Source organism: Croceicoccus sp. BE223 (assembly GCF_031457155.1).
Classification (GTDB): Bacteria; Pseudomonadota; Alphaproteobacteria; order Sphingomonadales; family Sphingomonadaceae; genus Croceicoccus.
The window spans coordinates 182,585-205,429 of record NZ_JAVDWB010000001.1; the positions used below are offsets into that span (position 1 = coordinate 182,585).

The window sequence follows — 22,845 nt, forward strand, 5'->3', positions numbered from 1 at the left end:
CCCGGCGGCGGCATTTGCGATGGCAGCACCCGCAATGGCAGACCCCCGGATCATGAATATCGCGCTCGACGAAGCGACGATCCTGTGGCGCAATCCTGACATCGAGCAGGAGCGGCGGATCGCCATCTTCGACCTGATCGAGGAAAACACCTTCAAGCCGTTGCGCGCGTTCGAGGCGGGGCACGAGGGGCCGTACAAGCTGCGCCTGTCGGTGGTGGACGGCCGCCTGTCGATCGAGATCGCCGACGAGAACGATGCCTCGCTGGAAGTGCTCCTGCTCGGCCTGGCCCGGTTTCGCCGCCCGATCCGCGAATATTTCGCGATCTGCGACAGCTATTACCAGGCCATCCGCAAGGCGAGCCCGCAGGAGATCGAGACGATCGACATGGCTCGGCGCGGGGTTCACAACAACGCGGCCGAACTGCTGCTCGAACGGCTGGACGGGAAGGTGGAGACCGACTTTGCCACCGCGCGACGGCTCTTTACGCTGATCTGCGTCCTGCACATCCGGGGCTGAGGCATGGTGCGACGCGCGTTCAAGCACAGGCCCGGCCTGTGGCTGGTGGCCTTGGCGCTGATCGTCGCGGTCGTCGCCGGGGTCTGGTGGAAGCTGGCGGCCTGGCGTCCGGAGGCGAAGGACTATCCGGTTCAGGGCCTGTGGCTGACCGGCGACGAGGCAGAGGTGTCGATCGCCGAACTGCCCGGCGAAGGGGCAAGCTTCGTCTATGTCACCGCGAGCGAGGGCGCGCGGGTGCGGAACGACGGTTTCACCGCTACGGTGGAGGCGGCGCGCAAGTCGGGGATGCAGGTGGGTGCGGTCCACCGCTTCGACCCCTGTGCCAGCGCCGACCGTCAGTCGGCCAATTTCGTCACCGTGGTGCCGCGCGATGCTGCGATGCTGGCCCCGGCGGTGCTGCTGACCGGATCGGGCGACGACTGTCGCCCGCGGGTCAGGGCGGAGGAGCTGGAAAGCGAGCTGGTCGTGTTTCTCAACCAGATCGAGATGCACGCCGGGCAGCGCGCCATCCTTGCGCCGGACGAGGCGTTCGAGGCGCGGTACCACTTCGGCGCGAGGGCCGAGCGCGGGCTGTGGCTGGCGAGCGACTGGCTCAAGCCTGACTATGCCGGCCGCCCTTGGGAACTGTGGACCGCCAACGCGCGCCTGCGCATTCTGGCGGCGGTCGGCCCGGTGCACTGGGTGGTGGCACGGCCCTGAGTCTCGGACGACCGCCGCGGACGAGAGCGCGACCATCGAATATCCACGCGCGTTTGCCCCGCCGGACTTGCGGGCCGCGCCTTGTCGGGCAAGGACAGGCCATGGCGATTCTTTCCGACAAGTGGATCCGCGACAAGGCGCGCAGCGAAGGCATGATCGAGCCGTTCGTGGAGGCGCAGCGGCGTGACGGCTGCATTTCCTATGGCCTGTCGTCCTATGGCTACGACGCGCGGGTGGCGGACGAGTTCAAGATCTTCACCAACATCGACAGCGCCATCGTCGACCCCAAGGATTTTGCCAGCAACAGCTTCGTCGACAAGAAGACCGACTGCTGCATCATCCCCCCCAACAGCTTTGCGCTGGCCCGGACGGTCGAATATTTCCGCGTGCCGCGCGACGTGCTGGTCATCTGCCTTGGCAAGAGCACTTATGCGCGCTGCGGTATCATCGTGAACGTCACCCCGCTCGAACCCGGCTGGGAAGGGCACGTCACGCTGGAGTTTTCCAACACCACCCCGCTGCCCGCCAGGATCTACGCCAACGAGGGCGCGTGCCAGTTCCTGTTCCTTCAGGGCAACGAGCCGTGCGAGGTCAGCTATGCCGACCGCGCGGGCAAGTACATGGGCCAGCGCGGGGTCACCCTGCCGCGCCTGTGATGCGGGCGCGCAGGCAGCCTTAGAAGATCGTGAACAGCACGATGGCAAGGATCGTGCCCAGCGTCGGCACCAGCACCGTCGTTGCCGCCACCGCCCCGTACGCTGCCTGGTGGGTTTCGCCGCAGACCGCGCGGATCGTCGTCACGACATAGCCGTTGTGCGGCAGGCTATCCAACGCGCCCGAGCTGATCGACACGACCCGGTGCAGTTCCGCCGGGTCCGCGCCGATCGAAAGGTAGTGCGGCGCCAGCAGGGGCAGGGCGATGGTCTGTCCGCCCGATGCGCTGCCGGTCAGCCCGGCAATGACGGTGACCGCGATGGCCGCGCCGATCAGCGGACTGCCGGGAATCGCCTGCACGGCGGCAAGCGCCTGCGCGAAGGCGGGCGAAAGCTGCGCCACCGATCCGAAACCGACGACAGCGCAGGTGTTGGTGATCGCGACGACCGCGCCGGTCGCCCCGCGCGAGAAGGTCGCGCCGAAGCGGCCGCGTTCGCTCCACCCCACCATGCAGGCCAGCGCCACCCCGGTGCCGAGCGCCAGCACCAGCGCCCACTTGCCGAGCGACTGGGTGGCGAGGAAAACGCCGAGCACGCCGACCAGCGGGGCGATGGAGAGCAGCGGCGACGGCAGGCGGGTGTCGATCTCAAACCGGGAATCGGCCTCGCGCGGCTCGAACCCCTCGCCTTGCGCCACCGCGCGCCTCACCATCCGCGAAAGCAGGACGTAGCCCAGCGCCGCCATGAAGACGGCGACGACAAGGCTGACTTGCCATCCGGCATAGGCGGTGGTGCCGAGGAACTGCATCGGGATCAGGTTCTGGATTTCCGGACTGCCCGCGCTCGTCATCGTGAAGGTGACCGAACCGAAGGCCAGCGCGCCGGGGATGAAGCGGCGCGGCAGGTTCGCCTCGCGAAATAGCTCGACTGCGAGGCCGTAGACCGAGAAGGCGACGATGAAGACGCTGACGCCGCCATAGGTCAGCACCGCGCAGGCCGCGACCGTGGCGACCAGCGCGTAGTGGCTGCCCAGCTTCTGCGTAATGAAGCGCGCGACCGATGCGGCGGCGCCGGATGCGGCCATCACCTCGCCGAAGATCGCGCCCAGCAGGAACATCAGGAACCAGTCGGCAAGGAACTTGGCAAAGCCCGCCATGTAGCTGCTGGCGAAATCGGGTGCGGCGGTGCCGTCGGGCAGCAGGCCAGCAAGCGGCGGCAGCAGCGGCAGGTTCGCGGTGACCGCCACCAGCAGCGCCGCGACCGGCGCGGCGATGAGGATGTTGACCCCCCTGACAGTCATCCAGATCAGCAGCGCCAGGCCGCCGATCAGCCCAATCCAGCTCAGCATCGCGTGTCCCGTTGGTCTTGCCCCATTATCACGCCCGATGTCATGGCGCGGCGCGCCAGCCGGGTCAAATCCGCCGGCGCCGAACTCGCCATTGGGACAGGGGGTTATGCGTCAAGATCGGCCGCGCCGTGCCGTTCGAGCACGCCGTCGCGCTGGTTGACGCGCAGCCCGCGCTGCACCGCGGGGCGGGCGTCGATCGCCCTGGCCCAGCGTTGCAGGTTGGCGTAATCCTGCACCTGGAGGAAGGTGCCCGCGTTCTTGTACGACCTGTCGAGGGCGAGCCGGCCGTACCACGGGAAGATCGCGATGTCGGCGATGGTGTAATCCTCGCCGGCGATGAATTCGCGGCTGGCGAGCTGCTTGTCCAGCACGTCGAGCTGGCGCTTCACCTCCATCGTGTAGCGATCGATCGGATATTCCTGCGGGAACGGGGCGTAGGCGAAGAAATGGCCGAACCCGCCGCCCAGGAACGGCGCGCTGCCCATCTGCCACATCAGCCACGACAGCACTTCGGCCCGCGCTGCGCCGGATGTGGGCAGGAAGGCGCCGAACTTCTCGGCCAGATGGAGCAGGATCGCGCCGGATTCGAACACCCGGAACGGCTCGGCCCCGCTGCGGTCGACCAGCGCGGGGATCTTGGAATTGGGATTGATCGCGACGAAGCCGGAAGTGAACTGGTCGCTGTCGCCGATCATGATCGGCCAGGCGTCGTATTCGGCATCGCGCCCGGCGGCGAGCAGCTCCTCGAACAGGATGGTCGCCTTTTGCCCGTTGGGCGTCCCCATCGAATAGAGCTGGAAGGGATGGTCGCCAACCGGAAGCGCCCTTTCGCTGCGCGCGCCCGAAAAGGGCCGGTTGATCGAGGTCCATTCGCCGCCGTCCTGCGCATCCCAGGTCCAGATTTCGGGCGGCGTGTAGGTCATATTCGGCTCCTCGGGGTTGGTCGGCGTCCGGCCCAGATGGGGGCGGCGCGCGGGATGTCCAGCCGAGGCCCTGCGCTTTTCGGGGACTGCGCTTTTTGGCAGGGGCGGAGCCGGTTCGCGCCGATAGGATCGACGCTCTGAAGGCAGGGCGCGCGAGGTGCCCGCCGCAGGAGTGGTGCCCGCGATGCCCGATCCGCAAGAGCCCCGACCGTCGCCGCCCACGATGCGGGCCTGGATCACGCACGGTCATGGCGACATGCGCCTGGAGGAACGCCCCCGTCCCGTGCCGCCGCCCGGCTGGGTGCGGCTGCGCATCCTCGTCGCGCAGCCCAGCATCACCGAGATCATGCTGTTCCAGGGCGAGCGGACCTACGGTCACGATATCATCGCCCGTCGCCTGCGCGAGGGACCGGTGCCGCTGTTCGGGCACGAATTCTCAGGCCAGGTCGTCCAACTGGGCGAGGGCGTCACCAGCCTGCGGATCGGCGACAGGGTGGCGGCGCGCGGTTCGCACCCGGCGGGCATCGTCGGCTTCGACTATCCGGGCGCCTTCGCCGAGGAAGGCATCTTTCCCGAAGGCCTGCTGGCGCGCCTGCCCTCGACCGTCAGCGATGAGGCGGGGGCCGCGATTCAGGCACTGACCGATTGCGTCGCCGCCGCCCACGCCGCGGCGCCGACGCTGGACGACACCGCCGTTGTCATCGGTCTGGGCGCGATGGGCTTCGGCTGCCTGCAGGCGGCGAAGGCTGCGGGCGCGGGGCGGACCATCGCGGTCGGCCGCCGCAAGGAGGCGCTGTGCCTCGCGCTGCGGCTCGGCGCGGACGAGGTGGTCGACGCCAGCCGGAACGACCCGGTCGAGGCGGTACGCGAACTGACCGGAGGGTGCGGGGCGGACATCGTCTTCGAATGCGCCGGCGGCCCGGTCTCGCGCGGCCTTGCCGGGAACGCGACGATGATCCAGGCCGCGCGCATGTCGCGCGACGAGGCGCGCGTCATCGGCCTCGCCTTCGACGGGGAGGCCGCGGTCCTGCCCTACGCCGACTTCCGCTTCCGCTCGATCCGGTTCTCGTTTCCCTCGGTCCTGACCCGCGCCCTGTTCGAACGCACGGTCGATCTCGTCGCCTGCGGCCGCATCCGGCTGGACCCGCTGATCGGCTGCACGCTGGACGGGATCGAGGCGCTGCCCGAAGCCTTTGCCCGCACGCTCGACAAGAACCGCCACGGTCTCGTCAACCCGGCCCAGATCCGCATTGCCATGCCGGGCGAACCTGGCTGACCGGGACTGTCCGGACGACGAGCGCAGCGAGCGCGCCCAACGGCTTGGTTGACGCGCCCTACTGGTTTCGGAAATCGGCGATGATCTCGCCCGCCGCGGCCAGCTCGTCCTCGTGCGATTCCTCGCGCCAGGTTTCCTCCAGCGCGGCCGCTTCCCATTCGCGCATCGCCGGATGGTCGAGAATGTGTTCGACCCATTCGCGGCCCTTGCCGACGTCGAGCCGGTAAGTGCGGATGCGGAAGGCGACCGGTGCGAAGAAGGCGTCGATCGCGGTGAAGGCTGGACCTGCCAGCCACGGCCCGCCAAAGCGCGACAGGCCGGTCTCGAACAGTTCGCGCACCCGCGCGACATCGGCGGCCAGCGCCTCGCGCATCGGGCGAGGCCTGACCCTGACGCCGACGTTCATCGTGCAGTCGCTGCGCAGGGCGGCAAACCCGCTGTGCATTTCCGCCACCGCGCATTGCGCGAAGGCGCGCGCTTCCTCGTTCTCGGGCCAGACGCCGTCGTGACGGTCGGCCAGGTAGAGCGTGATGCCCAGCGAATCCCAGACCGTCCGCTCGCCGTGGATCAGCGCGGGCACCTGCCCCGTCGGCGAAAAGCTGCGGAACGCCGCGTAATTGACCGGCAGGGTGAAAGGCTCGATCCGGTCGACGAAGCCGATGTGCAGCCCCTTCATCAGGAGCCACGGGCGCAGCGACCAGCTCGAATAGTTCCGGTTCGCGGTGACAAGGACGTAGGTCATGCGGCATGGCATAGGCCACGCCGTCGCTGAGCGATATGCCCAAACGCCGCGCACCAGCGGCGCCCCGCAAGGGGTAAACTTTGCTGAACCGGCAGGAAGAAAATGGAGCGGGCGAAGGGATTCGAACCCTCGACCCCAACCTTGGCAAGGTTGTGCTCTACCCCTGAGCTACGCCCGCTCTGAACGCCTGCAACCGGTTGGCGAAAAGCCCTTCCGGTCGGGGTGAGGCGCGCCTTTAGCAACGGGTTTGCAGGTCCGCAACAGGAAAAGTCATCGTTTTTCGTAATCCTCGCGCATTGCCTCACAAGCCTTGGAATATCGGCTCGACTGCCCCACATTGGCGCGTGAAAAGCACGCCCGTTGCCGGGGTGCGCAAGCAATGCAGGAGACGAGCGCCTTGGCGAGCATGGGCCTCAACATCGACGAGCAGAAAGCGGTCGAACGATTCCGCGACACGGTGGTCGAACCGTCGCGCACGAAGCTGGTGATCCTCGATTTCTGGGCCGAATGGTGCGGGCCGTGCAAGGCGCTGACCCCGGTGCTGGAAAAGGTCGCCGCCGAATATGCCGAAAAGGGCGTGATCCTTGCCAAGGTCAATGTCGACGAAGAACAGTTCATCGCCGCGCAGTTCCAGGTGCGCTCCATCCCGACGGTCTATGCGATGTTCCAGGGCCAGCCGGTTGCCGACCTGACCCAGGCGCGCAGCGAATCGCAGCTCAAGGCGATGCTGGACCAGATCCTGGCGCAGATCCCGGTTGAGCCCGGTGTCTATGGCACCGAAGCGAAGCAGGACATCGCACCGTTGCTCGCCATGGGCGAGGAGGTGCTGACGGGCGGCGATGCCGAACGCGCGCTGGGCATCTTCGCGCAGATCGTCGACATCGCGCCCGACAATGCGCAGGCCCACGCCGGGCTGTTGCGGGCGATGACCCAAGCTGGCCATGTCGAAGAGGCGGAAGCCGCGCTGGCCGCCATTCCCGAAGAGTTGCGCAAGGACGCCGCCATCGAGCGCGCCGCTGCCGCCGTCGCGCTGGCCAAGGACCGTCCCGACGACAGCGAGCTGGCCAACCTGCGCGCCGCCGCCGCCGAGCGCCCCGCCGACATGGATGCGCAATTCGCCTTCGCCAACGCCGCCTTCGCCGCCGGCCAGCGCGACGAGGCCGCCGATGCATTGCTGCGCATGATCGCCGCCGATGCCGCGTGGAACGACGGTGCTGCCAAGGCCAAGCTGCTCCAGATATTCGAGGCGGTCGGCCTTGAGGATCCGTGGGTCTCGGCGACGCGCCGTCGTCTTTCGCTGATCCTGTTCGGCTGATCCGGGCAACGGCATGGGATCGATCGTCGACACCACCCGGATCTCGATCTTCCCGTTATCGGGCGCCTTGCTGTTTCCGGGGCTGCAACTGCCGCTCCACATCTTCGAGCAGCGCTACCAGGCGCTGATCCGCGATGCGCTGGCGCGCGACCGGATGATCGGCATGGTCCAGCCGATGCGCCCGGCCGAGGGCGCGCCGCTGTTCGATGTCGGCTGCCTCGGGCGGATCGAGGACGTCGAGGCGCTGGAGGACGGGCGCTTCAACATCGTGCTCGACGGGCTGACCCGCTTCCGCATCGTGCGCGAGTTGGACGTCACCACCCCGTTTCGGCAGGTCGAGGTCGAACTGCTGGAGGAGCGCCAAGACGAGGTCCTGCTGCCGGTCGAGCGTGCCTCGCTGGAGCAGGAGGCGCGCCATTTCGCCGACGCCCAGGGCTATGCGGTCGACTGGGAACAGGTTGGCCGGCTCGACGACGTGGCGCTGGTCAACGGCGTCTCGCAGGTTGCGCCGTTCGACCCCGCCTCGAAACAGGCGCTGCTGGAAGCATCGGGCCTGCGCGATCGGTGCGAGCTGCTTGTCCAGCTGATGCAGTTCTACGGCCGCCACGACGACGACGGCGGCACCACGCTGCAATAGGCTGCGCTAGAAGTCGAAACTGCCGCGCAGCCCGTCTATCACGAACTGGGCGGCGAGCGCGGCAAGGATCACGCCGAGGAGGCGGGTCACCACCGATTCGAACTCCTTGCCGAACAGCCGCATGAGCGGCGCCGCGGCCACCAGCGCCACGAGGCTGAGCGCCATGACGACGACGAGCGCACCGAGGATCGCGAACGTCTCGTCCAGCCCGTCGGCCCGTGCCATCAGCAGCATGACCGACGCGATCGCGCCCGGTCCCGCCAGCATCGGCATGGCCATCGGGAAGACCGAGACGTCCTCCACCTCGTGCTCGGCCTCGCGGTGGGCCAGCACCTTGTCGGCCCGGTCCTGCCGCCGCTCGGTCCGCTTTTCGAAGACCATGTCGATGGCAATGGCGAAAAGCATGATGCCGCCCGCGATGCGGAAGGAATCGAGTTCGATGTGCAGCGCGCCGAGCAGGTCTTCGCCAAACAGCGCGAAAATGAGCAGGATTACCGTGGCGATCACCGTCGCCTTCACCGCCATGGCGCGGCGCTGCGCGGCGGAGGCGTCGGCGGTGAGGCCGGCGTAGATCGGCGCGCAGCCGGGCGGGTCGATGACGACGAACAGCGTGACGAAAGCCGAAACGAACAGTTCGAACATCAGGCGGCGGGCTTGGCGGCAGGCTGGGGGGAGGCGTCAGCCGGCGGCGGCGCGATGACCTGGTGCAGCACTTTCTGGAAGGCGGTGCCGTTCCACACCTCGATCGTCACGATGCGGCCGTTCCAGCGGTCGATCCGCCCGCCCCAGCGCAGCGTGCCGTCATCCGACGCGCCGCCGAAAAATTCACCGTTGCCCGGCGCGACGCTGACGAGGTCTTCCTCGGGATGCCAGTCGGGTTCGGGGCACTCGGCGACGTGCGCCTCGATCAGTTCGGGGACGGGGCCGATCTTCGCATCCTCTTCGCCATGGTCGAGCAGCCAGCGATAGCTGCCGTCGGCTTGTCGCTTCCAGACGGTGGTGAACCAGCCATTCTTCACGCCCGATACCCAGCCGCCGCGCGTGACGCCGACCGATCCGTCGCAGCTCGACCAGACCTCGTACGGCTCCCAGGTCAGCGGCGTGCTCGGCTCTGCCCGGCCTTTCAGCCATTGCCGCGCGTTGACCTTTTCGGGCACGAACATGATGCCCGCCGGATCGGCATACGTCGCAAACGCGGCCCAGCGGCCCTTTTCGGCGGCGAGCGCGGCGAAAGCCAGTTCGGTCGCGACAAGGTCGCCCGGCCGCGCCACCGGCTTCAGCATCGCCGTTTCGGCGGCGGGCGGCGCGCCGCGCGGCCCGGCGCAACCGGCCAGCGCCAGCGCGATCAGCGGGATAAGGCGGGTGCCGCGCACCGTCAGTCCACTCCTTCGCGGCGGCGAGCGGCGTCGAGCGTGTTGTACAGAAGGCAGGCGATGGTCATCGGCCCGACGCCGCCCGGCACCGGCGTGATCGCGCCCGCGACGGCGCTGGCGCTGGCAAAATCGACGTCGCCGACCAGCTTCGTCTTACCGTTTTCGGCGGGCACGCGGTTGATGCCGACGTCGATGACCGTCGCGCCGGGCTTCAACCAGTCGCCTTTGACCATCTCCGGCCGCCCCACGGCGGCGACCACGATGTCGGCCCCGCGCACGACCGAGGGCAGGTCCGCAGTGCGGCTGTGCGCGATGGTGACGGTGCAGCTCTCGCGAAGGAGCAGCTGCGCCATCGGCTTGCCGACGATGTTCGATCGCCCGATGACCACCGCGCTCTTGCCCGAAAGATCGCCCAGCCGGTCCTTCAGCAGCATCAGGCAGCCCAGCGGCGTGCAGGCGACGAAACCGGGCAACCCGGTCAGTAGCCGCCCGGCGCTGGCGGTGGTGAAGCCGTCGACGTCCTTGTCGGGGTCGATCGCCTGGATCACCGCGTTCTCGTCCAGCCCGGCGGGCAGGGGCAGCTGCACGAGGATGCCGTCTACCGCGGGATCGTCGTTGAGCTGCGCGACGAGGGCGAGGAGGTCCTCCTGCGCGGTATCGGCGGGCAGGCGATGCTCGAAGCTGTTCATGCCGGCCTCGACGGTCGACTTGTGCTTGTTGCGCACATAGACCTGGCTGGCCGGATCCTCGCCCACCAGCACGACGGCGAGGCCGGGCTTGCGGCCCGTTCGCGCGACGAAGGCGGCGACGCCCTCCGCGACCTCTGCCCGCAGGTCTGCGGCAAAGGCCTTGCCATCGATGACGCTGGCCTTGGTCTGCGTCTCGCTGTCCATGGTCAGTAGCCCTGCGACAAGCCGTCGAGAATCATCATCAGCACGTTGAGTCCGATGATCAGCACCATCGGCGAGAAGTCGATGGCCCCGGTGTTGGGCAGGATCTTGCGGATCGGCTTCAGCAGCGGATCGAGCAGCGCGTTGAGCGCGGTCCACAGCGAGGAGACGAACTTGTTGGAGTAGTTCACCACGTTGAAGCTGATCAGCAGCGACAGCACGAACTGTGCGATGACCAGCACCGTGAGGATATAGGCCAGGTAACCGATGACGTTGACGAGAATGGCCAAGGGAGCATCCTTAAGGCGGCAGGGGGTTGTGCCCCCTTAACCGAGCAGTGCCCGGTGCCGCAACCGCCGCGAACGGGGAATGTCCCCGGTCTTGCCGTCGATCCCGCCCGCCTATCGCCAGTCGATCGACACGATCCGCCAGCTGAGCTGTTCCGCCGTTGCCCCGTCGACGTCGTTGACGCGGCGGGCGGTGAGGGTCCCGGTTGCCGGGATCGGCTCTCCGTCCGGGCCCTCGACCGTCACGGTAACCGGTGCGGTGAAGTAGAGCGAACCGGCCGCACCCTCCGTCTGGCCGGGACCGAAGGCGACGACGGCGGGTCCGTTGCCCGTCGGGGGCCGCACCGGCGTCGTGCCGCTGCGCCAGGCCTTGTCGGCGGCGGCAGGATCGCCCGCCTCTACCGCGCCCTGCCAGTAGGTCAGCAGGGTCTGCGGGTCCTTGTCGGTCGGGCCGGGCAGGGTGCCGCCGTAGCTGCCGGATGGAGGGGGTGTGACGATCGGTACCGCCTCCGGGCCCGCGGGAGCCGGTACGGCTTCGGTATCGCCGGGAGCCGGGGCCGGCGCTTCGCCCCCCGAACACCCCGCTGTGGCCATAACGAACAACGGGACGGCGAGGATGGCGATGCGCATGAACTAGCTCCGGATCAGGGTTCCCGCGCCGCGTTCGGTGAAGATTTCCAGCAGCATGGCATGCGGCACGCGCCCATCGAGCACGACCGCCGCCTCGCAGCCGGCCTCGACCGCCTGGACGCACGTGTCGAGCTTGGGAATCATGCCGCCCGAAATTGTTCCGTCTTCCTTCAGAACCGCGATGTCCCGTGGCGTCAGGTCGGTGAGCAGGTCCCCCTGCTTGTCGAGCACGCCGGGAACGTCGGTCAGCAGGAACAGCCGCGCCGCGCCCAGTGCCGACGCGATCGCGCCGGCCATGGTGTCGGCGTTGATGTTGTAGGTGTGGCCGTCGTCACCTACGCCGATCGGCGCGACGACGGGGATGAGGCCGGCCGCGACCGCGGTGTCGATGATGCGGGTGTCGACCTTCTGCGGTTCGCCGACGAAGCCGAGGTCGACGACCTGTTCGATGAGGCTGTCGGGATCCTTGCGGGTGCGGTGGACCTTGGCGGCGGTGACGAGGCCGCCGTCCTTGCCCGAAATGCCCAGCGCACGGCCGCCGGCATTGGCGATCCAGCTGACGAGTTCCTTGTTGATCCGGCCCGACAGGACCATTTCGGCAATCTCTGCCGTCTGCTTGTCGGTGACGCGAAGGCCATCGACGAAGCTCGATTCCACGCCCAGCTTCTTCAGCATCGCGCCGATCTGCGGCCCGCCGCCGTGGACCACGACGACGTTGATGCCCACCGCGCCCAGCAACACGACGTCCTCTGCGAAATCGAGCGCGGCTTCGGGATCGCCCATGGCATGGCCGCCATACTTGATGACGAAGGTGCGGCCCGCGTATCGCTTGATGTAGGGCAGCGCCTCGGTCAGCGTTTCGGCCTTGGCCAAGACGGCCTTGTCGTGCGGGTCGAGCGGGTTTGCCATGATGGGTTCGCGCCTTTGCATCTTAGCGCGGCGCAATCAAACGATTCGCGATCATGCCCCTTTCCGTAACGTCAGCCGTGTGCGCCGAATTCGTTGGCGATCGCGGTCCCGATGCGCAGGACGAGGGCGTAGGCCTGTTCGATCGGGTCGATGAATTCGCGCCGGATCGCCTGATAGCCGCTGTCGCCGCCGTCGGGATAGTCGCTCGCCTCGTCCACCGCGAAGTCGCCAATGGAGGGGAAGCTGGTGGGAAAGGCGCGGCGCAATTGGGCAAGGGCATCTTCGATGCGCAGGGTAAAGACCATTTCCAGCACGTCCTCGCGGCTGACGTCGTTCGACCGCGAGAAGACCGGGACCTGCACCGCCTTGAGGAACATGTGCTGGAGAAGAGCCAGGCGCAGCGCCTGCAGCACGCCGATCGAGCGGCGCTTGTGCTCCCGGTCGGCCAGCGGCGCGCCCCATTCCCCGTCCGGACCGCGCAGGCCGCCGGGGATCGCCGCCATCAGCTTGTGGAGATGCATCGCGTCGACCCGCAACCGGCTGGCAAGGCGGCGGAACGCGCCGATGCGGTCGTCCTTGGTCAGGTACTCGGCCAGCGACAGGCAGGCGTCGGTCAGGTGCTCCTCGGTCCCGCGATAGGGCCGGCTCGCCCAGTAGGCGGAGTTGAACAGCTCGCCATAGGCGGCGACGGTCTTGATGCTGGCCAGCGCATCGGCGGAGCGGAGCAGGCGCACCAGCTGCTGCCCGCGCTTGCTTTCGGACAGAAGCGCGGCGATGTCCTCGCGGTTGGTATCCGCCGCGGTGCCGAAGCCGGCGATGACGTTCACCGGATAGCCCAGCTGCTGCAGGATCGCGTTGTGCGGGATGGCGCGGATCTGCCTGAGGCTCATCTTGCGGTCTGCGGCGAGGTCCGACTGGCGCCGCGACTTGCGGCTGCCGGTGTCGTTCAGCAGGCCGAGGCCGAAAGCGGTGATCGCCCGGCTGTAGGTGGCCGAGACGAGGTGCATGTTCTGCACTCGCCGGATCGCGCGATAGAAATCGAGGCTGAGATCGGTGCGGCGATAGAACTGGTCGGTCGGGACGGCGGGATCGGCTTGGCCCGGCGGGTTTTCGGCGATGCGGGTCAGCGTCGCCAGCGCCAGTTCGGGCGTGCCGAACCACAGGTAGCCGTCGCCGCCCTGGAAGCTGACCTCGGGCTCCAGCCGGATGCCCGCGCGCACGAAGCGCCGCCGCGCCCACGGGCTGAGCGGCCATTCCATCCGGTCTTTCATCGAGGCGGGATGCGCGCCGCGGCCCATCGATTCGCCGTGGGTGTTGAAGATCAGCGCGGCAACGTCGGTCAGGCCATTGGCCTTCATCGCGTCGGCAAAGCGGCCCTGCAGCCGTTCGATGGCGAGGCTTGCCGGGATCTGCCCGACGAAGCGGCCCGCGTCGGAAAAGCCGGTCTGGATGCAGACCCGGCCCCGCTGGCGCGCATAGGCGCGGTATTCGTCCTCGGCGAGGAGCGCGTCGAGGAAGCGGCCGCCATGTTCGAGCGCGGTTTCGGTTTCGAACAGCGGGGATACGTCGACCTTGTCGTCGATGCCGAACAGTTTCGCGAAATAGAGCGCGGCGAGCACCGTCTGCGGCTGTTCGCATTCCGCGATCAGCATGCGGATCGGCGCGTCGGCGTCGATGTGCTTCAGAATCTGCTGCATCGCCAGGAACTGGCGGATGGCCGTGCTCGATTCGATGGCGAGCGCGGCGAAATTGGTGCGCAGCGGCCGCGCCTGCTGAACCGCCTGGCGGATCGCGCCGAGCGCCGCCTGGCTCGACAGGTCGAGCTTCGATTCGGGGTCGAGCCGGCGGCGGATCGCGTTGTGGAGCTGGCTGGAGTTCACGCGGAAGTGGATCCAGCCCATGCCGAGCCCGTCCGCCTTCATCGCGGCGGCCACGGTCAGCAGCGCGATCGCGGTCTCGTCGTCGGCATCCTGCGCCGCCGCTTCGAGTTCGGCGACGACGGGGGAAAGGCTGACCAGCTTGTCGGGATGGTCGGAGGTCAGCGCATTGGCTGACTGGCCGAGGAGCGCAGGGTCCGACAGGTCGCGGGCGAAGAGCGCGGCCATCTGGCCGGTGTGCTCCGCCGCCGCGGCCAGCCGGGCGGCGATGGCGGGCGCGACCTCTGCGAGCGAGGCGGCATAGCCCGACAGTCGCTCCGCCTTTTCCGACAAGCGGTAGCGGATCGAGGTGTTCCAGCCGATGTCGGTGCGCCCGTCCATGTCGTAGCCGACCCAGGTCGCCAGACGCACCGGCATCGGCGAAAGCGTCTTCCACTCGCCCGGATAGCTCTCGCGCGCCGTCTCGAAGAGCGTGCGCACGATGCGGTCGCGCGCGTGCTGGGCGCGGGACATCGCGGCCATCGCGGCATCGTGTTCGGAATCGAGCGTGATCTGCGTGCGTTCGTGCGGCGCGGTGCAGACGTTGTCGCCGTTGACCTGTCCGTCGCTGGCCGCCTGCGCCACCGCGCGCGACTGCGCCGGGGTCAGCAGGAAGGTCGGGTGCGCGGTGAAGACGACATGGATCAGTGGATGCCGCCACTTGTCGGCAAAGGCGGCGAAGTCATCGGCGTCCTGCCGGAAGACATCGAGGTTCGCCTCGGGCTCCATCGGCGAAAGCATCCGGTCCAGCTTCTGCGCGCGGGCGAGCAGGCCCTCGCACTCCAGCGCGGAGACGAGCCCGTCGATCTCTTTCAGCCCGATTTCGCCCGATTCGAGTTGCCGCGAGAAATCCAGCCCAAGCTGGAACACGGGGTTGAACAGCGGCGTGTCCCGGGTGCGTCCGTGCAGTTCGCGCAGACGGTCGTGGAGCTGGGCGATCTTGGGGTTCATCGGGTCTCCTGGGGTCGCGGGGAGAACGGGTCGGTCAGGCGATGGTCAGGCAGGCGTCAGCGCGGCGGCTTCGGCGGCCAGCGTGCGGATCGTTTCGGGCGAGGCACCCTTGGGCGCGACCCAGCTGCCGCCGACGCAGAGCACTTGCGGGTGGCCCAGCCACTTCGGCGCGTTGTCGACCGAAACGCCGCCCGTCGGGCAGAACTTCGCCATGCCGAAAGGCGCGGCGATCGCCTTGAGCGCGGGGAGTCCGCCGTTCGCCTCCGCCGGAAAGAACTTGAAGTGCGACAGGCCGAGATCGAGCCCGGTCATGATGTCGGCGCTGTTGGCGACGCCGGGCAGGAACGGCACGCCCGCCTCTTTCGCGGCGCGGCCCAGGCTTTCGGTCAGGCCTGGTGAAACGACGAATTCGACGCCCGCGCGCATCACCGCTTCCAGATCCTTGGTCGACAGCACGGTCCCCGCGCCGACGATCGCGCCGGGCACGGTCTTCATCGCCTCGATCGCATCCAGTGCGCAGGGCGTGCGCAGCGTGACTTCGAGGCAGGGCAGGCCGCCCGCGACGAGCGCCTCGGCCATCGGCACCGCATCGGCCACGTCGTCGATCACCAGCACGGGGACGACGGGGGCCTTGGTCATGATGGAGTAGATGTCGGTCATGGTCTGATGATCCTCAAAGTCCGGCGGCGGCGAGCATGGCGCTGCCGCCCTTTTCCGCGCCGTCGGCACCGGCGCGCATCATGGCGAAGAGTTCGCGGCCCACGCCCGTGGCGGGCGGCGGCGGCGGCGCGGGCTGGCGCGCGGCGAGATCGGCGCTGGTCGACAGCGTCCCGTCACGCGCATCGACGCGGACGACGTCGCCATCCTGCAAATAGGCCAGCGGACCCGCCAGGCCCGCAGCGTCGGGAAGCGCTTCTGGCGTGCAGTGAATTGCGGCGGGCACCTTGCCCGATGCGCCGGACATGCGCCCGTCGGTGACGAGGGCGACCCGGAAGCCCTTGTCCTGCAACACGCCCAGGGGCGGGGTCAGCTTGTGCAGTTCGGGCATGCCGTTGGCGCGCGGGCCCTGGAAACGGACGACGACGACGACATCGCGGTCGAGTTCGCCCGCCTTGAAGGCGCGGGCGACGTCCTCCTGCGTCTCGAACACGCGGCACGGCGCCTCGATCACCCAGCGCTCCTCGTCGACCGCGCTCGTCTTGATCGTCGCGCGGCCAAGGTTGCCGGTCAGCAGCCGCATGCCGCCATCGGGCAGGAACGGGTCGCTGACGGGCGCGAGCATCGTCGGGTCCAGCGGAGCTACGGGTGCGGCCTGCCAGGTCAGGTCCTTTTCGGCCATGACCGGTTCCTGCGCGTAGTCGGCAAGGCTCGCCCCGCCGACGGTGAGGATATCCTCGTGCGCCAGCCCGGCGCTCAGCAGTTCGCGGATGACGTAGCCCATGCCGCCCGCCGCGTGGAAATGGTTCACGTCGCCCGAACCGTTGGGATAGACGCGGGCGATCAGCGGCACGTCCTTCGACAGTTCGTCGAAATCGCTCCAGTCGATGACGATCCCCGCCGCGCGGGCAATGGCGGGCAGGTGCAGCGCGTGGTTGGTCGACCCGCCGGTGGCGAGCAGGCCGACGCAGGCGTTGACGATCGCCTTTTCATCGACGCAACGCCACAACGGGCGCGGATCGCTGCCGCGGGTCGAGATCCGGGCCAGCTGGTGCACGGCGGCCCGGGTCAGCGCCGAACGCAGCGGCGTGTTGGGCGAGACGAAAGCCGCGCCAGGCATGTGCAGGCCCATCATCTCCATCATCATCTGGTTGGAGTTGGCGGTGCCGTAGAAGGTGCAGGTGCCCGGCGCGTGGTAGCTGGCGGATTCGCTCGCCAGCAGTTCGTCGCGGCCGACCTTCCCCTCGGCATAGAGCTGGCGGGTCTTCTGCTTTTCCTTGTTGCCGATGCCGCTGGGCATCGGGCCGCTGGGCACGAAGACGCCCGCGATGTGGCCGAAGCGGAGCGCGCCGATAAGCAGGCCGGGCACGATCTTGTCGCAGATGCCGAGCAGGGCCATGCCGTCGTACATCTCGTGGCTGAGCGCGACGGCGGTGGAGAGCGCGATGGTGTCGCGGCTGAACAGCGACAGGTCCATGCCGTCCTGCCCTTGCGTCACGCCGTCGCACATCGCGGGGACGCCGCCGGCGACCTGCGCGGTCGCACCCACTTCGCGGGCGTAGATTTTCATCGCCTCGGGATAGCGGCCATAGGGCTGATGCGCCGACAGCATGTCGTTGTAGGCGGTGACGATCGCGAGGTTGGGCGCCTTGCCGCCGCCGATCGCGGCCTTGTCGTCGCCCATCGCGGCGTAGCCGTGGGCCAGGTTCGAACAGGCGAGCGTGGTGCGATCGGGATGCCGCTGAGCCTCTCGCGCCATGAGGTCGATATAGCGCTGGCGGCTGTCTCGACTGCGTTCGATGATGCGCGCGGTGACGCGGGCGAGGGTTGGATGCAGGTCTGCCACGGTTTTCCCTTGTTGTTGGCGACTGGTCACATGTCGGTGCGCCCCCGTTTGCGGGGGTTCTCGGCTCCGGCGGGCTCCCTCTTCCCGCCGTTGCCGTTTGTTGGGGCGCGATCAGGCGCCGCTATTGCATTGCAGCATAAACCGCTGCGGTCTTGGCGCAAGGCGCAAATGCGCGCTTGCGCCTATTCGTGCCAGGTCACCCCGTCGCGTTCGGCCAGGGCGATTGCCGCGGACGGCCCCCAGCTGCCGGCCGTGTAGCTTTTCGGCGTGATGCTGTCGTTCTTCCAGGTTTCGCGGATCGCGTCGATCCAGTGCCACTGCGCCTCCACCTCGTCGCGGCGCACGAACAGGGTCTGGTCGCCCTCTACCAGGTCGAGTAGCAGCCGTTCGTAGGCGATGCGGCGTTCCGGCCCGGCAAAGGCGTCGGGCATAGCAATGTCGAGCGGGACCTGGCGCAGGCGGATGCCCTCGCGGTCGAGCCCGGGCACCTTGGTCATCAGCGAAAGCTGGATGTTCTCGCGCGGCTGAATGCCGATGACGAGGCGGTTGGGCAGCGTCTTTGCGCCCTTGCCGGCAAAGATCGAGAACGGGACGCAGCGAAACTGGACGATGATCTCGGTCGTGCGTTCGGGCAGCCGCTTGCCGGTGCGAAGGTAGAACGGCACGCCCTTCCAGCGCCAGTTGTCGATATGCGCCTTGATCGCGACGAACGTCTCGGTGTCGCTGTCCTTGCCCAGTTCCTCGTCGTATCCGGGCACCGCCTCGCCGTTGATGGCGCCGGCCTTATACTGGCCGGTAACGGTTTCGGTCGCCTGTACCTCGCGCAGGGCGCGCAGCACCTTCACCTTCTCGTCGCGCACCGCCGTGGCGTCGAAACTGGTCGGCGGTTCCATAGCGACGAGAGCGAGAAGCTGCAGCATGTGGTTCTGCACCATGTCGCGCAGCGCGCCGCTGGTATCGTAATAGCCGACCCGCGATTCGAGGCCGACCGTTTCGGCCACCGTGATCTGGACGTGATCGATGTGCGCCGCGTTCCACAGCGGTTCGAACAGGATGTTGGCAAAGCGCAGCGCCAGCAGGTTCTGGACCGTTTCCTTGCCGAGATAATGGTCGATCCGAAAGATGCGGTTCTCGGTGAAGGCCGATGCCACCGCGTCGTTGATCTGGCACGAGCTGCCAAGATCGGTGCCCAGCGGCTTTTCGAGACCGATGCGCACGTTGCCGGTGGTCAACCCGTTCGACTGCAGGCCCTTGATCGTCGGTTCGAAGAGGAAGGGCGCGGTCGACAGGAAGATCGACAATCCCTCGTCCTCGCCCGTGCCGACCGGGCCGACGCACTTCGCCAGGGTATCGAACCCTTCGGGCGTGGAGGCGTCGAGGTCCTGGTAGCGCAGCCGCGCCAGGAACGGGTCGATCGCGATCTTGCGGCCGGAGGGGAGGAAGCGCTGCAGCGCCTCGGCGGCGAAATTGCGGAAGCTCTCGTCCGAATGCTCGGACCTGGCGGTGCCGATGATATCGATGCCCGGCGGCAGCAGGCCGTCGCTCATCAAGGCGCAGAGCGAGGGAAGCAGCATGCGCTGCGAAAGATCGCCGGTGGCCCCGAACAGGAGCAGCTTGTTGGCCGAAAACGTCATGCGGCGAGTCGGTCCGGGAAATCGAGGGTCATGTCGCGGTGCTTCTCCAGGTCGGGGCACGCGGCCCTGTTAGCAACGCAATCCGGCCTTGCAAACCCGCCGTGCCGCCGATGCAAACGTATGCACCCGGACTGTTGCAATCCGGTTGATAACGTTCACATCCCGCGGGCGCAAGTCGGCACCTGAAGCGTGTCGAAGGCTCAGGCTGTCGTCACCTCGATCTGCTTGTCGAGCATTTCGGCCATGCCGTAGGACGTGAGGAAGCTGACTTCGGCGGCATCGCGGCCGACGCCGATCTTCACGGTCTTCGCCGGGTCCGCCATCTTCGTCGCGTCGATGATGTGCCAGTTGCCGGTGCCCGGCTCGCCCGAAGGGTCGGCCAGGAACACTTCGGCCACGGCGTGGAAGTCCTGCGGATCGACCCCCGGCGCATAGCACGAGACATAGCGCGCCGGGATGGCCGAGGCGCGGGCCATGGTGACCACGACATGGGCATAGTCGCGGCACACGCCGCGCCGTTCGACGAAGCTGTCGAGCGCGGTGGTCGTGGCGATGCTCGACCCCGGCTCGTAGGTGAAGTTGCTGGCGACCCAGTCGTGGATCGCGACGATCCGCGCGCCGCCCTTCAGGTCGGGAAATTCTGCATCGACGAAGCTGTGGAAGCGGTCGGCGGGGCAGAACCGGCTGTCGAACAGGTAGGGCACGGTTTCGCCGGGCAACTGGTGCGGCTCGAGCGCCTCCAGCGTCGCGATGTCGGCCAGGGTGCGCTGGACATCGGCGGTAATGGTGTAGTCGGCGGTGAAATCGCCGTTGACCCTGAGCCAGATGCGGTGGCCGATGTCGTCTTGCCCGGGCACGCGCGCGAAATGCGCGCTGTCGCTGGTGGCGAGGCCCGGCCCCGTCAGGATCTGCTCGGGAATCGGTGCGGCCTCCATCTGCAGGAGAAAGTCGGTGGGCTGACAGAAGCGGTAGGCGATGTGCGCCTTGACGGTGACGGGCATGAAGGCTCGCTGCTAGGAAGGGGATGCGGGATGCGGTTCGGGAACGAATGCGCGGCGCGATCTATCCGCCGGATCCGAGAAAAATTATCGGGCCGGTTCGCCGATCAGGTGCAGCACCAGTTGCCGACGATGAGGGCGGGCGCGATGTTCGACCAGGTAGATGCCCTGCCATGTGCCGAGCAGCGGTCTTCCCTCCGCCACCGGAACGCTCAGCGAGACTCCCGTCAGAACCGACTTGAGATGCGCGGGCATGTCGTCTGGCCCTTCGTCGTCATGGCGCCACCCGGCATTTTCCGGCGCGATCCGGTCCAGCCAGTCGACGATGTCGAGGCGCACGTCCGGCGCGGCGTTTTCCTGGATGGTGAGCGAGGCCGAGGTGTGGCGGCAGAACACCGTCAGCAGGCCGGTGGCGATGCCGGTCCCGGCGACCCAGCGGCCGATTTCGCGGGTGACCTCGTGCATCGCCCGGCCCCGGGTCGCAACGTCGATGACGAACTGTGCCTGTTCCACTCGCTTCGATCCCGTTCCTTCTCCCAACCGCGATTGCGGGAGATTTGGTTCATTGGGTGATCTTCCGCCGATGCGCCAGTCCGGACGGCCGGTGATTTCGCATTTTTACCGGATGATTTTTCGCAGGTTAACCGCTATGGCCGGCGGCATGAACGGCACGATCTACGACGATTGCACGAGGCCGCTGTTCACTTTCGATGGCGGGGTCGATGCCGCGCCGGGTGATCGGTCGGAACCCGCCGTGCGACGCGTTGCCGCGCACGGGGCCTTTTCGCGTGTCGTCGTCATCGCCAATCCGCGCAGTCATCGCAACAAGCGGCGCGGGCTCGACGTGCCGCCGGGCGTCCGCGTGGAATCGCCGCGTACCCGCCCGGAACTGCGCCGGCTGCTCGCCGAACTCGTCCGCGACGGGCTCGATCTCGTGATCGTGGCGGGGGGCGACGGCACGGTCCGCGACGTGCTGACGTGCGGCGCGGATATCTGGCTCGGCAAGGAACCGGCCATCGGCGTGCTCCCTTGCGGCAAGACGAATGCGCTGGCGCTCGACCTCGGCGTGCCCGACGATGCGAGCATCGCGCAGATGCTCGAGGGCTGGCAGGCGGGCCGCGAGACTGCCCGCTCCCCGATCGAGATCGAGCGGGTGGGCGAGGGCAAGCCGGTGCTCGGCTTCCTGTTCGGCGGCGGCATTTTCGTCGATGCGACGCAGATGGCGCAGACCACGCACCGCTGGGGCGCGGTCAACAACCTCGCGGTCGGCATGTCTATTGCCGGCGCGGTGATGAGCACGCTGTTCGGCAAGGCGAATTCGCCGTGGCGGCAGGGCAAGGCGATGTCGGTGCGCTATGGCGCCGATGCCCGCCCCCGACACGGCGCTGCGCTCTCCACCACCGGTCAGGTCCTCATCCTCCTCGCCACGACGATGGAGCGTTTGCCGCTGGGCATTCCCGTCTTCGGCGAGGAGCGGGCCGGTCTGAAAGTGCTGACGGTCGATGCGCCGCAGCGCAATTTCCTGCGCAGTTTCCTGCGCATCTTGCGCGGGATCGACACGCCCGCGCTGGAGCGCGACGGCATCCACCGCGTGGATGCCGACGAATTGCATGTCGATCTCGAAGGCGGCTTCATCCTCGACGGAGAACAGTTTCCCGAGGGCGAATACCTGCTGCGTCGGGGCAAACCGCTGCGCTTTGCCCTGACCTGACGGCGATGACCCCGATCACGACGACCGCCGATCCGCTCGCCGCCCGGGTCGAGCAGGCGCTGTCCGCCGACGTGCGACGCGAAGTCGCCGCCTTCGCGGCACGACTGGCGCACGAAAGCGAGGCGCGGGCGGTCATCTTCTACGGCTCCAACTTGCGCAGCGGTTCGCTCGACGGCGTGCTCGATTTCTACGTCCTCACCGATGGTCCGCGCGAGAAGGGCCTTTGGCCGCGCGTCGGCTATCGCGAGTTGGCGGCGGACGGCATGGTGCTGCGCGCCAAGGTTGCCGAGATGCGGCTGGCGACGTTTGCCCACGCGGCATCGGGCCGCCATCTCGACACCACGATCTGGGCGCGGTTCGTGCAACCCTGCGCGCTGGCCTGGTCGGCGGACCTTGCGGCGCGGGAAAAGGTCGTCGCCGCGATCCGCGACGCCGCGATCACCGCAGGGCGCTTTGCCGCCGCGCTGGGACCGGACGAGGGGACGGAGGCCGACTTCTGGGCGGCGCTGTTCCGCGCCACCTACCGGGCCGAACTGCGCGTCGAAAAAGCGGGGCGCGAAGGCCAGATCCTCGGCTTCGGGGCCGAGCACTTCGAGGGTCTGCTGCCGCTGGCCTGGGACGCGGGCGGCGTCGCCTTTGCCCGCGACGGGAAGATGTTGCGACCGCAACTGACGGATGCCGAAAAGGAAGAGATCCTGTCGCGCTGGGTGCAGCGGCGGCGGGCGGGAAAGCCGCTCAATGTCCTGCGCCTGCTGCGCGCGGCGACGACATTCGAGGGCGGGGCGCGCTATCTCGCCTGGAAGGTGGAGCGACACACCGGCGTCGTCGTTCCGCTTACGCCGTTTCGCGAACGGCACCCGCTGATCAGCAGCCCGGTCCTTGTCGCCAGCTACCTGCGCGCCCGGTCACGAGCGCGCAAGAGCGGTGGATAGC

General features: G+C 68.0%; 23 protein-coding genes and 1 tRNA gene. 8 read left to right on the forward strand and 16 right to left on the reverse strand.

The features are described from left to right. Window positions 1-34 precede the first annotated feature (34 nt). From J2X37_RS00955 to dcd, 3 genes are all read left to right on the forward strand, one after another. Window positions 35-517 (forward strand): UPF0262 family protein, encoded by a 483-nt coding sequence (locus tag J2X37_RS00955; RefSeq protein ID WP_310016754.1) that lies wholly within the window; start codon window positions 35-37, stop codon window positions 515-517. Between the two features lie 3 nt (window positions 518-520). Next, window positions 521-1,216 carry a glycoside hydrolase family 25 protein gene (locus tag J2X37_RS00960; RefSeq protein ID WP_310016756.1) on the forward strand — a complete coding sequence of 232 codons (696 nt, stop codon included), beginning with the start codon at window positions 521-523 and terminating at the stop codon, window positions 1,214-1,216. Window positions 1,217-1,317: 101 nt separating this feature from the next. Continuing rightward, entirely contained in the window at window positions 1,318-1,872 is a 555-nt protein-coding gene (gene dcd, locus J2X37_RS00965; protein WP_310016758.1) for a dCTP deaminase, read from the forward strand. Window positions 1,873-1,891: 19 nt separating this feature from the next. Here the strand turns inward: dcd and J2X37_RS00970 are convergent, their stop codons facing one another. Then, window positions 1,892-3,217, reverse strand: a complete 1,326-nt coding sequence (locus J2X37_RS00970; RefSeq protein WP_310016760.1) for a GntP family permease — start codon at window positions 3,215-3,217, stop codon at window positions 1,892-1,894. A gap of 104 nt (window positions 3,218-3,321) precedes the next feature. After that, complete coding sequence (gene yghU, locus J2X37_RS00975) at window positions 3,322-4,140, reverse strand: glutathione-dependent disulfide-bond oxidoreductase (protein WP_310016762.1); 819 nt, start codon at window positions 4,138-4,140, stop codon at window positions 3,322-3,324. Between the two features lie 184 nt (window positions 4,141-4,324). Between yghU and J2X37_RS00980 the strand changes: the two genes are divergently transcribed. Next, entirely contained in the window at window positions 4,325-5,416 is a 1,092-nt protein-coding gene (locus J2X37_RS00980) for a zinc-binding dehydrogenase (RefSeq protein ID WP_310016764.1), read from the forward strand. A gap of 58 nt (window positions 5,417-5,474) precedes the next feature. On the opposite strand, the gene J2X37_RS00985 is transcribed toward J2X37_RS00980, so the two are convergent. Both J2X37_RS00985 and J2X37_RS00990 read right to left on the reverse strand, forming a co-directional pair. After that, window positions 5,475-6,158 (reverse strand): glutathione S-transferase family protein, encoded by a 684-nt coding sequence (locus tag J2X37_RS00985; protein ID WP_310016766.1) that lies wholly within the window; start codon window positions 6,156-6,158, stop codon window positions 5,475-5,477. A 103-nt stretch (window positions 6,159-6,261) separates the two neighbouring features. After that, a tRNA-Gly gene (locus J2X37_RS00990) sits at window positions 6,262-6,336 on the reverse strand. 228 nt (window positions 6,337-6,564) lie between these two features. On the opposite strand from J2X37_RS00990, the gene J2X37_RS00995 reads away from it, so the two are divergent. Further along, complete coding sequence (locus tag J2X37_RS00995; protein ID WP_310018022.1) at window positions 6,565-7,473, forward strand: tetratricopeptide repeat protein; 909 nt, start codon at window positions 6,565-6,567, stop codon at window positions 7,471-7,473. 13 nt (window positions 7,474-7,486) lie between these two features. Continuing rightward, complete coding sequence (locus J2X37_RS01000; RefSeq protein WP_310016768.1) at window positions 7,487-8,110, forward strand: LON peptidase substrate-binding domain-containing protein; 624 nt, start codon at window positions 7,487-7,489, stop codon at window positions 8,108-8,110. 6 nt (window positions 8,111-8,116) lie between these two features. On the opposite strand, the gene J2X37_RS01005 is transcribed toward J2X37_RS01000, so the two are convergent. From J2X37_RS01005 to J2X37_RS01060, 12 genes are all read right to left on the reverse strand, one after another. After that, window positions 8,117-8,752 carry a MarC family protein gene (locus tag J2X37_RS01005; protein WP_310016770.1) on the reverse strand — a complete coding sequence of 212 codons (636 nt, stop codon included), beginning with the start codon at window positions 8,750-8,752 and terminating at the stop codon, window positions 8,117-8,119. Continuing rightward, entirely contained in the window at window positions 8,752-9,483 is a 732-nt protein-coding gene (locus tag J2X37_RS01010) for a hypothetical protein (RefSeq protein WP_310016772.1), read from the reverse strand. Before J2X37_RS01010 ends, J2X37_RS01005 begins: the two co-directional genes overlap by 1 nt. A 2-nt stretch (window positions 9,484-9,485) precedes the next feature. Further along, complete coding sequence (folD, locus tag J2X37_RS01015) at window positions 9,486-10,376, reverse strand: bifunctional methylenetetrahydrofolate dehydrogenase/methenyltetrahydrofolate cyclohydrolase FolD (RefSeq protein ID WP_310016775.1); 891 nt, start codon at window positions 10,374-10,376, stop codon at window positions 9,486-9,488. A 2-nt stretch (window positions 10,377-10,378) separates the two neighbouring features. Continuing rightward, complete coding sequence (locus J2X37_RS01020) at window positions 10,379-10,663, reverse strand: YggT family protein (protein WP_404979582.1); 285 nt, start codon at window positions 10,661-10,663, stop codon at window positions 10,379-10,381. A 111-nt stretch (window positions 10,664-10,774) separates the two neighbouring features. Beyond that, window positions 10,775-11,290, reverse strand: a complete 516-nt coding sequence (locus J2X37_RS01025) for a hypothetical protein (RefSeq protein WP_310016779.1) — start codon at window positions 11,288-11,290, stop codon at window positions 10,775-10,777. A gap of 3 nt (window positions 11,291-11,293) precedes the next feature. Continuing rightward, entirely contained in the window at window positions 11,294-12,199 is a 906-nt protein-coding gene (gene argB / locus J2X37_RS01030; protein WP_310016781.1) for an acetylglutamate kinase, read from the reverse strand. Between the two features lie 71 nt (window positions 12,200-12,270). After that, the gene (locus J2X37_RS01035) at window positions 12,271-15,066 is read right to left on the reverse strand and encodes a phosphoenolpyruvate carboxylase (RefSeq protein WP_310016783.1); all 2,796 of its coding nucleotides are present in this window, start codon (window positions 15,064-15,066) and stop codon (window positions 12,271-12,273) included. A gap of 45 nt (window positions 15,067-15,111) precedes the next feature. After that, window positions 15,112-15,726, reverse strand: coding sequence for a bifunctional 4-hydroxy-2-oxoglutarate aldolase/2-dehydro-3-deoxy-phosphogluconate aldolase (gene eda / locus J2X37_RS01040; protein WP_310016785.1), 615 nt, complete (start codon window positions 15,724-15,726; stop codon window positions 15,112-15,114). 13 nt (window positions 15,727-15,739) lie between these two features. Then, window positions 15,740-17,569: a phosphogluconate dehydratase gene (gene edd, locus J2X37_RS01045; protein WP_310016787.1), complete on the reverse strand. Its 1,830-nt coding sequence runs from the start codon at window positions 17,567-17,569 to the stop codon at window positions 15,740-15,742. Window positions 17,570-17,751: 182 nt separating this feature from the next. Continuing rightward, a complete protein-coding gene (gene zwf / locus J2X37_RS01050) occupies window positions 17,752-19,203 on the reverse strand; it encodes a glucose-6-phosphate dehydrogenase (RefSeq protein WP_310016789.1) in 1,452 nt (483 codons plus the stop codon). 200 nt (window positions 19,204-19,403) lie between these two features. Next, window positions 19,404-20,204 carry a transglutaminase family protein gene (locus J2X37_RS01055; RefSeq protein WP_310016791.1) on the reverse strand — a complete coding sequence of 267 codons (801 nt, stop codon included), beginning with the start codon at window positions 20,202-20,204 and terminating at the stop codon, window positions 19,404-19,406. A gap of 84 nt (window positions 20,205-20,288) precedes the next feature. Then, on the reverse strand, window positions 20,289-20,714 hold the full coding sequence (locus tag J2X37_RS01060) for a secondary thiamine-phosphate synthase enzyme YjbQ (RefSeq protein WP_310016793.1): 426 nt from the start codon (window positions 20,712-20,714) through the stop codon (window positions 20,289-20,291). Window positions 20,715-20,850: 136 nt separating this feature from the next. Here J2X37_RS01060 and J2X37_RS01065 point away from each other — a divergent pair, with 136 nt between their 5' ends. Continuing rightward, window positions 20,851-21,912 carry a diacylglycerol kinase family protein gene (locus J2X37_RS01065; RefSeq protein ID WP_310016795.1) on the forward strand — a complete coding sequence of 354 codons (1,062 nt, stop codon included), beginning with the start codon at window positions 20,851-20,853 and terminating at the stop codon, window positions 21,910-21,912. Window positions 21,913-21,917: 5 nt separating this feature from the next. Further along, window positions 21,918-22,844 carry a hypothetical protein gene (locus J2X37_RS01070; protein WP_310016797.1) on the forward strand — a complete coding sequence of 309 codons (927 nt, stop codon included), beginning with the start codon at window positions 21,918-21,920 and terminating at the stop codon, window positions 22,842-22,844. The last annotated feature ends 1 nt before the right edge of the window (window position 22,845 follow it).